This is a genomic window from Bradyrhizobium sp. SRL28 (assembly GCF_018596315.1).
GTDB lineage: Bacteria > Pseudomonadota > Alphaproteobacteria > Rhizobiales > Xanthobacteraceae > Bradyrhizobium.
In genome coordinates, this window is the sequence record NZ_JAHEAG010000032.1 from 1 (window position 1) to 11,488 (window position 11,488).

The 11,488-nt window shown below is 63.4% G+C and carries 10 protein-coding genes; 2 read left to right on the plus strand and 8 right to left on the minus strand.

Annotation, left to right across the window (positions count from 1 at the left end; genetic code table 11):
- A partial coding sequence (locus KIP88_RS35500; protein ID WP_214492834.1) for a hypothetical protein occupies positions 1-369 on the minus strand: 369 nt, incomplete at its 3' end.
- A gap of 94 nt (positions 370-463) precedes the next feature.
- On the opposite strand from KIP88_RS35500, the gene KIP88_RS35505 reads away from it, so the two are divergent.
- Positions 464-2,014: a Do family serine endopeptidase gene (locus tag KIP88_RS35505; RefSeq protein ID WP_214492835.1), complete on the plus strand. Its 1,551-nt coding sequence runs from the start codon at positions 464-466 to the stop codon at positions 2,012-2,014.
- Positions 2,015-2,386: 372 nt separating this feature from the next.
- Here the strand turns inward: KIP88_RS35505 and KIP88_RS35510 are convergent, their stop codons facing one another.
- From KIP88_RS35510 to KIP88_RS35520, 3 genes are all read right to left on the minus strand, one after another.
- Positions 2,387-5,122: an EAL domain-containing protein gene (locus KIP88_RS35510; RefSeq protein WP_214492836.1), complete on the minus strand. Its 2,736-nt coding sequence runs from the start codon at positions 5,120-5,122 to the stop codon at positions 2,387-2,389.
- A 119-nt stretch (positions 5,123-5,241) separates the two neighbouring features.
- On the minus strand, positions 5,242-6,525 hold the full coding sequence (locus KIP88_RS35515) for an MFS transporter (RefSeq protein ID WP_249791264.1): 1,284 nt from the start codon (positions 6,523-6,525) through the stop codon (positions 5,242-5,244).
- A complete protein-coding gene (locus tag KIP88_RS35520) occupies positions 6,522-7,946 on the minus strand; it encodes an amidase (protein ID WP_214492838.1) in 1,425 nt (474 codons plus the stop codon). The genes KIP88_RS35515 and KIP88_RS35520 overlap by 4 nt, the downstream gene beginning before the upstream one ends.
- Positions 7,947-8,063: 117 nt before the next feature.
- Between KIP88_RS35520 and KIP88_RS35525 the strand changes: the two genes are divergently transcribed.
- The gene (locus tag KIP88_RS35525) at positions 8,064-8,654 is read left to right on the plus strand and encodes a CGNR zinc finger domain-containing protein (protein ID WP_214492839.1); all 591 of its coding nucleotides are present in this window, start codon (positions 8,064-8,066) and stop codon (positions 8,652-8,654) included.
- A gap of 69 nt (positions 8,655-8,723) precedes the next feature.
- On the opposite strand, the gene KIP88_RS35530 is transcribed toward KIP88_RS35525, so the two are convergent.
- From KIP88_RS35530 to trpD, 4 genes are all read right to left on the minus strand, one after another.
- The gene (locus tag KIP88_RS35530) at positions 8,724-8,984 is read right to left on the minus strand and encodes a hypothetical protein (protein ID WP_214492840.1); all 261 of its coding nucleotides are present in this window, start codon (positions 8,982-8,984) and stop codon (positions 8,724-8,726) included.
- Between the two features lie 106 nt (positions 8,985-9,090).
- Positions 9,091-9,624 carry a cyclic pyranopterin monophosphate synthase MoaC gene (gene moaC / locus KIP88_RS35535; protein WP_214492841.1) on the minus strand — a complete coding sequence of 178 codons (534 nt, stop codon included), beginning with the start codon at positions 9,622-9,624 and terminating at the stop codon, positions 9,091-9,093.
- Between the two features lie 3 nt (positions 9,625-9,627).
- A complete protein-coding gene (trpC, locus tag KIP88_RS35540; RefSeq protein ID WP_214492842.1) occupies positions 9,628-10,449 on the minus strand; it encodes an indole-3-glycerol phosphate synthase TrpC in 822 nt (273 codons plus the stop codon).
- Between the two features lie 18 nt (positions 10,450-10,467).
- The gene (gene trpD, locus KIP88_RS35545; RefSeq protein WP_214492843.1) at positions 10,468-11,481 is read right to left on the minus strand and encodes an anthranilate phosphoribosyltransferase; all 1,014 of its coding nucleotides are present in this window, start codon (positions 11,479-11,481) and stop codon (positions 10,468-10,470) included.
- Positions 11,482-11,488: the final 7 nt, after the last annotated feature.

The following is an 11,488-nucleotide window of genomic DNA, read 5'->3' on the forward strand; positions in this document are numbered from 1 at the left end:
CATGGGCGAAAGACTATCGTACAACTCGGGCATGGTGCCGCGAGAATGCGGACGCTTGGCCGATTGAAATTCGAGACTCTCCACGTCATTGCGAGCGAAGCGAAGCAATCCATTGCGCCGAGCGAAGGAAGGGTGGATTGCTTCGCTTCGCTCGCAAGGACGGAAACAGCTTTCGTAGCCCGGATGAGCCAAAGCGACATCCGGGACTACTCTCACACCGCCCCAGATATCGCTGCGCTCATCCGGGCTACAGGCTCTCGCAATGATAGTTGCAGGAAGCGTCACGCAAAATGCGAAAAACCCCTGCGCCGTCCGCGCAAGCGGCTTGCGATCCAAAGCGTCAGGCGATTTCGCACGGTTCATTTCCAAACATTAATTCCCTCGTCAGCGTCGTGTAATGCGGGAATCCGCATCTACAGCGGCGTTTAGCTTTGCGTTCAATCATCATCCTGGAGAGTTTGTAATGGACCAGCGTAACCTTGTTTCTCAGGGGCAGCGGAAGCGCTCCCTGTTCTCGGCACGAAAAGTGGCATTGATGGCATCTGTCGTGACCGGGCTTGCGATGTATGGCTTCAGTGCTTCGCCCGAACGCATTGATGTCTTTGGCAGCGCGGCCCATGCCCAGGCTGCTAACGCCGCATCGGGCGTCACCCAGCAGCCCCTGGGCTTTGCCGATGTGGTGGAGCGGGTGAAGCCGTCAGTGATCTCGGTCAAGGTCACGATGAAGGACAAGGCCGCTGACGCGAGCAACAAGGATGACGCCGACGAGTCCGGGTCGCCCATGGAGCGCTTCTTTCGTCAGTTCGGCGGCCCGAATGGCGAATTCCAGAATCCCGGGCGTAATGGCCGGCACGGCATGAAAGGGCAAGGTTCCGGATTCTTCATTTCATCCGATGGATTCGCGGTTACCAACAACCATGTCGTTGAGGGAGCCGACAAGGTCGAGGTAACGACGGACGGCGGAAAGACCTACACCGCGAAAGTAGTCGGGACAGATGCGCGGACAGACCTTGCCTTGATCAAGGTTGAGGGCGGTTCGGATTTTTCGTTTGCGAAGCTTTCCGCAGGCAAGGCCAGGATTGGTGATTGGGTGATTGCAGTCGGCAACCCGTTTGGCCTGGGTGGCACCGTAACCGCCGGTATCGTTTCGGCCAGCGGTCGTGACATCGGAAGCGGCCCTTACGACGATTTCATCCAGATCGACGCACCCGTTAACAAGGGCAATTCGGGTGGCCCGACCTTCAATATGCAGGGCGAGGTCGTCGGCGTAAACACAGCGATCTATTCGCCATCCGGCGGCAGCGTCGGCATCGCATTTTCGATCCCGGCAATGACTGTTAAGAACGTGGTCGCCCAGCTGAAGGACAAGGGAAGCGTCACCCGCGGCTGGATCGGTGTACATGTTCAGCCGGTAACCCAGGATATCGCCGACAGCATGGGTTTGAAGCAAGCGCAGGGTGCGTTGGTAGCTGACCCGCAGAAGGATGGACCTGCAGCAAAGGCCGGCATCGAGGCGGGCGACGTCATTACTGCGGCAAATGGCCAGTCGGTCAAGGACGCCCGTGAGCTCGCCCGCATCATCGGCGGATTCGCACCTGGCAATGCTGTCAAGCTTGACGTTCTGCGCAAGGGCCAGAGCAAGGTCGTCAGTCTGACCCTTGGGCAATTGCCAAATGATCAGCAAGCCAAGGCCAACACTGAAGGCGATGCCAAGCGGTCACTCGATGGTATCGACGTTCCGCACCTGGGCCTTAAGCTCGCCCCGAGCAAGGCAGATGGCGCAAGCAAGGAAGGCGTCGTTATCGCGAAGGTAGAACCGAAGAGCGCGGCGGCCGAACGCGGGCTCAAGAAGGGCGACGTTATTCTGGAGGTTGCCGGAAAAAGTGTTGTGAAACCCGGTGACGTTGGCGACGCGCTTGAAGCTGCGCGTACCGACAAGAAGAGCAGCGTGCTGATGCGGCTTCGCTCCGGCGACGCGTCCCGGTACGTCGCTTTGCCGCTCGCAAACGGTTAAGCAACTCGAATGGCTGGCAGCGGCTGTCTTGTCGCTGCCAGCCGTCCTGTTGCCGCGGCGCCCAGTTCAGCGTCCTTCGGATATCAGGGATCACTGATGGCCAACAGCAGCGATGTTAATTCTGCCGTACGTTCGGATCTGGGGCAGGCGTGGTCTAATGCCTGGCATCTCTGGCGGGTAATCATTCCGAGGCGATCGATTACCGGTCGGCTCGTCTGGGGAATGGTATGGCGGCGCAACCATGGGGGACGCTGGGTCTACAAGAAATTCGTCGAGTACTCTGATGACCTTGATCGGAAACCCGTCTCCTAGATCGAGACCGGTTTGCATGTGAGAGAGCTTACAACGCGGCCCCGACATGCGCCCTGTACTTCACGCCGTCCCCGCCACCGGCTTGCGTCTGCGCGTCCGGCTCGGCTGCACCGCGTCGGGTCCCTCCTGCCGGTCAGCAACCAGCAACGGCCTGATCTCCGATGCCGGCTTCGGCGGGCTGAACAGGTAGCCCTGCATTTCCGAACAGCCGAGTTCGCGCAGCAGATCGCGTTGCGCCTCGGTCTCGACGCCTTCGGCCGTTGTCGTCATGTGGCGTTCGGCGGCGATGTTCACCACGGCCTGCACGATGCAGGACGAGCCTTCGGGCTCGGCGATGTCGGTGATGAAGCAGCGGTCGATCTTGATCTTGTCGAAGGGAAAGCGCTGCAGATAGCTCAGCGAGGAATAGCCGGTGCCGAAATCGTCGAGCGCGATGCGGACCCCGATGGCGCGAAGGTCGTGCAGAACGGCGAGCGCCGCCTCGTCATCGCGAATGAGCACGGCCTCGGTGATCTCGAGCTCCAGCCGGCTCGCGGCGAGGCCGGATGCGGCCAGCGCCGCCATCACCTTCAGCGGCAGCGTGCCGCTCCGGAATTGTACCGGCGAAACGTTGACCGCGAGCCTGAGATTGCCGGGCCAGGTCACCGCTTCCTTGCAAGCGGTGGTCAGCACCCACTCGCCGAGCTGGTTGATCAGGCCGGTGTCCTCGGCAAGCGGCACGAACTCGGCGGGCGAAATCATGCCGCGCTGCGGATGGCGCCAGCGCACCAGCGCCTCGCAGCCGGTGATCGCGTTGGTCTGCAGGCTGAGGAAGGGCTGGTAGTAAACCTCGAAGCCGCCGTCGACGAGGGCCCGGCGCAGGTCCATTTCCAGGCTGCGGCGAGCGCGCACCTCGGCTTCCATGTCCGCCTCAAAGAAGCGATAGGTGCGGCGGCCGGCGGCCTTGGCTGCGTACATCGCGAGATCCGCGTTTTTCAGGATCTGGTCGATGTCGGAGCCGTCCTGCGGCGCCAGCGCGATGCCGATACTGGCGTCGGTGGTCACTTGATGGCCAAGGCATTGATAGGGCGAGCGGATCGACTGGAAGATGCGGCTGACGAGCTTCATCACGTCGTCGGTGTCATCGATCCCGGTCTGGACGATGGCGAACTCGTCGCCGCCGAGCCGGGCCACGAAATCGGTTTTCCGCGCGCAGCCGGCGAGGCTCGCGGCAACTGCTTTCAAAAGCTCGTCGCCGATCATGTGGCCGAGCGAATCGTTGACGCTCTTGAATTCGTCGATGTCGATATAGAGCACCGCCAGCTGCCGGTCCGGCGCGACGTGGGACAATTCGCGCTTGAGCCACTCGTGGAACAGGGTGCGGTTCGGCAGGTCGGTCAGCGCGTCGTAATGGGCGAGGTGGGTGATGCGCTCTTCGGCGCGGCGGCGCTCGGTGATGTCTTCATGGGTCGCCAGCCATCCGCCGTCCGGCACCGGCTCGTTGACGACCTGGATCGAACGTCCGTCGGGCGTCGATATCACCATGACGTTGCGGTGCGCTATGTCGCGCAGCACCACCTCGACGTAATGATCGATGTCGCCGACGAACGAGCCGGTTTCCTTGCGGTGGGCGATCACCTCGCGAAAGCTGCAGCCCGGCTTCACGACGTCGTCCGACAGGCCGTACATCTCGCGATAGCGGTCGTTGCAGATGACGAGCTGCTGCTTCGCATCGAACAGCAGGAGGCCCTGCGTCATGTTGTTGACGGCGGTGTCGAGGCGCTGCTTCTCCAGCGACAGCCGCTGCTTCGATGCGCGGTGCTGGTGCGAAAGCTTGCGAACGACGAGAAAAAGCAGAGCGGCAATCGCCAGCACGGAAAGTCCGGTGATCGTGATCAGGATCCCGATCTGCTCGCGCCAGTCGGCCAGGGCGGCCGATGTCGTGGTCGAAGCGATGATCACGATCGGAAAATTCGTCAGTGCGCGCGACGAGATCAGCCGGTCCTCGCCGTCGATCGGGCTGGTGAGGCGCGAAGCGCTGCGGGGCTGCTCGAAGATCTGCCGCTGGGCGGCCGGACCGGTCTTGAAGTTCTTGCCGATCATGTCCGCCGCATGCGGGTAACGGGCAAGCAGCGTACCGTCGCTGTGGTGCATGGCGATGGAGGCGCCGGGTCCGAGCGCTACCGACGCGAAGAATTTTTCGAAATTGACGGGTTCGATGCCGCGGCCGATGGCGCCGAGGAATTCGCCTTTCGGCCCGGTGATCTTGCGGGCGATCACCGTGGTCCAGGCGCCAGTGATGCGGCTGTAGACCGGCTCGACCAGCATCTCCGGCGATTGCGGGCCGGACTTGAAGCTCCTGAAGAAAGCGCGGTCCGCCGAGTTGACCGGCGGCGCCGGCCAGGCGGCCGATGCATTGATCAAATTGCCCTCGGCGTCGAACACGTTGATGCCGCCGACATAGGACAAGGCCTCGATCTTGGATTTCAGCATCAGATGGACGTCATGGCCGGACATCCGGCGCTTGTAGTTCTCGACGGTCGCGATCCCGCTGGAACGCATGAACGCGATCAGGTCCTTCTGCACGACCTGGAAGTCTTCAAGCTGCTGGTCGAAATGACGGGCGAGCAGCAGCACGGTGTTTTCCAGCTCGCGTTCGCTGTTGCGCAGCGCGCGCTCGCGGAAATTGCCGGCCATGATGGTCGCGCCGATGGCGATGGCCGCGATCAGGAGCGTGCCGCCCAGGATCAACCAGCGGATCGGGCCGCCGCGGAAGGCGGACGCTAGCCTGAATGAGCTGTTGCCGGTTGAAGCCATTGAGCGCGATCGCTGCCGAGAAATGAACTTCCGGAAACGGAGTTCTCTCAACCCTCGGCCCATGACTTCGATAGCGCGCCGAGATGGAATTGACGTTAGCAAGCCTGGTTAATGAACGGTTAGCCCGGTGGCGACTGCGGGCGATGACAACCACAGGAGGGGGTCTGGTTCCGGCCATCCCCAGTCGTCCGGGTCATAACGACGATAATGGCTGCGACAATGTTGGCGGCAACGCCGGCCAGGATCGGCAGCGTATAATCGTGCGTGAGATCGAACGCGAAGCCGGCGGCGCTGGGACCGATCAGGGTGCCGAAGGCGACGCTGGTGTAGAGGATACCGATGATGCCGCTGACGTTGCGGCCACCGAAATAATCCATCACCACGGCAGGAAGCACGGCGACCCAAGCCCCGTAGATCATACCGTAGACGAACGCAAAGCCGGCGAGCGGCCAGAACGTCGTCGAGATCGTCCACATAGCCAACGCAATCGCCATGCCGACGAAGAGCAGGAGCAGGGCGGATTGGCGGCCGATCCGGTCGGCGAGACCGCCGAGGAAAAACCGGCCGGCCGTGCTGCCGATGCCGATGATGCCAAGCAGCAGCACGGCGGACGTGGCCGGCACGCCGTGGTCCCCGGCATAGGGAACGAGATGCACGAACGGGACGAACAGGCCGAACGAGCAGATCAGGCACGCGGCGTACAGCGAGATGAAGCGCCTCGACCGGATCGCCTCGCGCACCGAAGCACCTTCGGCTCGCGCCGGTATGGCCCCCTGCTGCAGTGGATCGCCGTCGGGATTGAGGCTGCGGTCGCGCGGATCGTTCTCGAGCAGGAGCGCCATTCCTCCGCCAACCATCGCGGCGAATGCGCCGAGCGCAAGATAGGCGCCGCGCCATCCCAGCATCTCGATCAGGAGTGTTGCCAGCGGCGGCATCACCAGGGTGCCAACCCCGATCCCGCTCACAGCGAGGCCGGAGGCAAAGCCGCGCCGCCGCACGAACCAACGTTGCACCGCGCCGACGGCAGGAACATAGGCGCAGCCGACGCCAAGTCCGACGCCGAGGCCGTAGGCTGCGTAAACCTCGATCAAGCTGCGCGCGGCGCTTGCCGCGGCAAGCCCGAGGCCGATCAGGAGCATGCCTGCTAGCGCGAGGCGGCGGGAGCCATAGCGGTCGGCGAGCGGGCCGCTGATGATGCCAAGGCCGAAATAGAGAAAGCCGGCAAGCGAAAACACCAGCGACACCGAACCGCGGGAGGCGCCGAAATCGCGCTGCAACGAGTCGAGAAACGCGCTGAACGTATAGGCGCAGCCGAAGCCGACAAAGGTCACGGCAAATGCCGCAGCCACCACGAACCAGCCATAAAAGATGCGGGAACCGGGCGACGCTAATTGGACACTCAATGTTGCCTCCATGAGCTCAGCGACGGATGGCGGCGATGCCAGGATGTGACTCTCTGGAATGCTGCGCCGGCGCGTACCAGCGTGGCTTCGTCCAGATTGGCGGCCACAAGCTGAAACGCGATCGGCATACCGGTGGCGGAGAAGCCGCCGGGCAGCGTGATGGTGGGATGGCCGGTCATGTTGAACGGGCAGGTGTATTCCTGCAATCTGGCGATCAGGTCCGGCTGCTCGCCGAGCGTCTGTATCATGGCGAGCGTCAGAGGCGGGAAGGGGTGAACCGGAATGAGCAGCAGATCGATTGTCTCGAACAGCGATGCGACCCGGCCGCGCAATTCGAGTCGCCGCAGCAGGATCCTCTGATAGTCGAGAGCGGATAACGCGCGGCCTGCCTCGATGACGGCGGCGAGGACCGGACCATATTCATCCTTGCGGGCGGGATAAGTTGCTTCGTGCGCGACCGCTGCCTCCACCGCGCAGTTCGGCACCCAGTCGGCGACGGCCTGCTTCACGTCGGGAAACCGCACATCGACGATGTCAGCGCCAAGCGCACGCATCGCCTTGATCGCCTCACCCAGCACCTGCTGGGTCGCAACGTCCACGCCGTCGCCGCTCCACTTCGCGTCGAAGCCAATCCGCAGGCCTCGTACATCCAGATCCGCGGCAGCCAGATAGTCGGGTACAGGATCGAGGACCGCGGTCGGATCGGCATGATCGCGTCCGGCGATGACGCCGAGCATCGCGCCGGCATCCGCCGCGCTCCGGGCAATGACCCCGACATGGTCCAGCGTCGCTGCCAGTTCGAACGCGCCGTGGCGGCTGACACGTCCCCAACTTGGCTTCAGCCCGGTCAGGCCGTTGGCTGCGCATGGCCAGCGGATCGATCCACCGGTATCGGAGGCGAGCGAGCCGTAGCAAAGCCCCGCCGCAGTTGCGACCGCCGAGCCACTTGATGAAATGCCCGGCCAATAATCGGAATTCCACGGATTCTTCGGCGGCGTTACAGAGGGATGGTGATCGGAATAAGCGCCTTCCGTGAGCTGCAGTTTGCCCAGCACCACCGCGCCGGCTTCATTCAGGCGGTGCACCGCAGTTGCGTCGTGATCCGGCCGGAAATCGCTGTGGACGATGGTACCCGCAGCCGTCGGAGCATTCCTTATCCAAAACAGGTCTTTCACCGCAATCGGAACACCGTGCAGCGGCCCGCGATACCGGCCCGCTGCGATTTCGTCGTGTGCGGTTTCGGCTTGAGCCATCGCGGTGTCGGCCATCACCTGGACGTAGCTGCAGAGTTCGCCGTCCAACGCGGCGATGCGCTCGAGTAGCGCGCGCGTGACTTCCAGCGGAGAAATTTTGCCAGCCCTGATGCATGCCGCAAGCTCCGTGAGTTGAAGGTAGTGCAGATCATCAGTGGGAATATTCATTCTGTCTCCGTCGGCGATGGGAAGCAGGTCGCGGGTCAATCATCCGACAACACCTGTATAAACGTTATACCGGTGTCTCTTGATGTCAACCGGTAAATCTGCTTTACTGGTGTTGCAATGTCGAAGCTGTCCAGACAGTTCAAGGTTCCCGACGAGCTGGCCAATCTCTATGATTTCGCCAATACGCTCGACGTCAGGCACTTCACGCATCATGGCGTGCAGCACCCGCAAGGTGATGAACTGACAAATGCGAGGGAACTCGCTGTGTGGCTTCAGCAACGCGGACTGTTGCTTGCCGATGCGAAGATCTCGCCCGCGATGCTCGCAACTGCGCATGAGCTCCGGAGCTTGGTCCGCGACCATCTGCAGCGTGATCCGCCTGAGCGGAGCACGAACAAGGATTCGATCCGCGCGCTGAACAAGGCGCTCAAACTGTTTCCCCTGCTCGTGACCGCAGGGGACGGCGGCATGGTGCTTAGAGCCGCGCGCGAAGACGCGCTGGCGGGGCTATCGTCGGTCGTTGCTGAGCTCTACGACGGCTCCAGGAATGGAACGCTTGATCGGCTGAAAATGTGCGCTTCCGACGAATGCCGCCGCGTGTTCTTCGATCGTTCGAAGCCCGCGACGCGGCGGTGGTGCATGTCGTCATTGTGCGGGAACCGCATGAAGACCAGAAATTATCGCGAGCGCCAGCGCAGCGCCGAATAGGTCATCCTGCGTCGACCGATCGCGCTGGCTGCGCAAAGCTGCTCGATCTCGCGAAAGCTGGCGAAGACGTCACCGAATGGATGTCAGGGATCGGTGCGTGCGCTTCTTCACGGTGCGGTCCGGTTGAGGGCTGGCCGCCATGGGGCCGCCCTGGTTGAGGCGCAGCCAGGCGTCACCGGTATAGGGATTGCCCGGGCCCTTGTTCTGGCAATTGGCGTTCGGATAGTAGAACGCGCAATAGCCGGGTTCGCCCATGACCTGCTGGGCCATTGCAGGTGCTGTCATCACCGCCAACGCAGCCGCCGCACCAAGAAGCCTGTAGATCGCCATCGGAATGCTCCCTGTGAAGGTCACGCAAGAAACAACCCCGCCAGAGTAGGGCGCATTCCTGGATCCTCCGGTCACACAAGCGTGACGATGGTAAAGCAATCGGTGCTCAAGACTCTGCGCGATAATGGCCGGACTTGCCGCCGATCTTCTCGACGAGATGGATGCCTTCGATGCGAACGCCGCGTTCCACCGCCTTGATCATGTCGTAGATCGTCAGGCACGCCACCGATACCGCCGTCAGCGCTTCCATCTCGACCCCGGTCGGGCCGGTGACCTTGACGGTGGCGCGGACGATGCAGCCGGGCAGCTTTTTGTCGGGGGTGATATCCAGCGTCACCTTGGACAGCGCCAGCGGGTGGCACAGCGGGATCAGTTCCGATGTGCGTTTGGCCGCCATGATGCCGGCGATGCGGGCCGCCCCCAGCACGTCGCCCTTTTTGGCGTTGCCGGAGGCGATCAGATCAAGCGTCGCCCTGCCCATGACGACGCGCCCCTCGGCGACGGCCGTGCGCTCGGTCGCCGCCTTGGCCGAGACGTCGACCATCCGCGCTTCGCCCGACGCATCGATATGGGTGAGGGCGGAGCCGCCTCTGGAAGCCTTGTCTTTGGAAGACCTGTTTTTGGAAGTCTTGCCGGCCATCTGCTAGCCGGTCCCGGTCGCACGCGGCGCCGAAGCGCGCGTCAGCAGCGCGCGGGTGGCCGCCGTCACATCGGCCTGCCGCATCAGGCTTTCGCCGACCAGGAAGGTCGACATGCCGACGCGTTCGAGCCGGGCGAGATCCGCAGGCGTGAAGATGCCGCTTTCACCGACCATCAGGCGATCCTTCGGGATCAGCGGCGCCAGCGCCTCGCTGGTCGCCAGTGTGGTCTCGAAGGTCCTCAAGTTGCGGTTGTTGACGCCGATCATCGGCGAACGAAGTTTTAGCGCGCGGTCGAGCTCAGTGCGGTCGTGGATTTCGATCAGTACGTCCATGCCGAGCGCGATCGCCGCGTCTTCGAGATCCTTGGCGGTGGCGTCGTCGAGCGCTGCCATGATGATCAGGATGCAGTCCGCGTTATGGGCGCGGGCTTCCACCACCTGATAGGTGTCGAACAAAAAGTCCTTGCGCAGCACCGGCAAATTTGTGGCGGCGCGCGCCGCGACCATGAAATCGAGATGGCCCTGGAACGAGGGCGTATCGGTCAGTACCGACAGGCATGCCGCGCCGCCGGCCTCGTAGGCCTTCGCCAGCGCCGGCGGGTCGAAATCGGCGCGAATGAGCCCCTTGGATGGCGAGGCCTTTTTCACCTCCGCGATCAGCCCGTAGTCGCCGCGCGAAAGCTTCTCCCGGATCGCGCGCAGGAAGCCACGCGGCGGCGATGCTGCCTTGGCGCGGGCTTCGACCTCGGAAACGGGATACGCCCGCTTGGCCGCGGCAATCTCCTCGCGCTTGTAAGTCTCGATCTTGGTCAGGATATCGGACATCTCTTACCGCCCCTCGGATCAGCCGCGCGAGACCGCGATCAGGTGTTTCAGCCGGGCGGCCGCCGCGCCGCTGTCGAGCGATTTGGCGCCGATCGCGACGCCGTCCTTCAGGTCCTTGGCGCGGCCGGCCACGATCAACGCTGCCGCAGCGTTCAACAGCGCGACGTCGCGATAGGGGCTGGGCTTGCCGTTGAGCACGCTCGAGAGCGCCACCGCGTTGGCGTCCGCATCGCCACCCTTGAGCGCGTCGCCGCTGCAACAGGTGAGGCCCGCATCCTCCGGCGTCACCTCGAATGTGGTGATCTTGCCGTTGTCGAGGCTGGCGACGAAACTTGGCCCGGTGAGGGTGATTTCGTCGAGCCCGTCGGAGCCGTGCACCACCCAGACGGATTCGGAGCCGAGATTTTTCAGCACCTGCGCCAAGGGCTGCACCCAGTGCCTGGAGAACACGCCGACCATCTGCCGCTTCACGCCGGCCGGATTGGAGAGCGGGCCGAGCAAATTGAAGATCGTGCGGGTGGCGAGCTCGACCCGGGTCGGGCCGACGTTCTTCATCGCCGGATGATGCGCAGGCGCGAACATGAAGCCGATGCCGGCCTCGGCCACGCAGCGGCCGACCTGATCGGGCGTGAGGTCGATCTTGACGCCGAGGGAAGCCAGCACGTCGGCCGCGCCCGAGCGCGAGGACAGTGCGCGGTTGCCATGCTTGGCGACGGGCACGCCGGCGCCCGCGACGATGAAGGACGCGCAGGTCGAGACGTTGACCGAACCGGAACCGTCGCCGCCGGTGCCGACCACGTCGACCGCGTCCGCGGGCGCCTGGACCCGCAGCATCTTGCCGCGCATCGCCGACACCGCGCCGGTGATCTCGTCGACGGTTTCACCGCGGACCCGCAGCGCCATCAACAGCCCGCCCATCTGCGAGGGCGTGGCCTCGCCGGACATCATGCTGTCGAAGGCGGAGGCTGCCTCTTCACGCGACAGCGTCGCGCCGGTGGCGACTTTTCCGATGATAGATTTGAGGTCGTCCATCGCTTGG

Excerpts from the sequence above, each read along its gene's own strand:
- KIP88_RS35505 (WP_214492835.1), top strand. The coding sequence starts at position 464 with ATGGACCAGCGTAACCTTGTTTCTCAGGGGCAGCGGAAGCGCTCCCTG.
- KIP88_RS35510 (WP_214492836.1), bottom strand. The coding sequence starts at position 5,122 with ATGGCTTCAACCGGCAACAGCTCATTCAGGCTAGCGTCCGCCTTCCGC.
- KIP88_RS35520 (WP_214492838.1), bottom strand. The coding sequence starts at position 7,946 with ATGAATATTCCCACTGATGATCTGCACTACCTTCAACTCACGGAGCTT.
- KIP88_RS35525 (WP_214492839.1), top strand. The coding sequence starts at position 8,064 with ATGTCGAAGCTGTCCAGACAGTTCAAGGTTCCCGACGAGCTGGCCAAT.
- KIP88_RS35530 (WP_214492840.1), bottom strand. The coding sequence starts at position 8,984 with ATGGCGATCTACAGGCTTCTTGGTGCGGCGGCTGCGTTGGCGGTGATG.
- moaC (WP_214492841.1), bottom strand. The coding sequence starts at position 9,624 with ATGGCCGGCAAGACTTCCAAAAACAGGTCTTCCAAAGACAAGGCTTCC.
- trpC (WP_214492842.1), bottom strand. The coding sequence starts at position 10,449 with ATGTCCGATATCCTGACCAAGATCGAGACTTACAAGCGCGAGGAGATT.
- trpD (WP_214492843.1), bottom strand. The coding sequence starts at position 11,481 with ATGGACGACCTCAAATCTATCATCGGAAAAGTCGCCACCGGCGCGACG.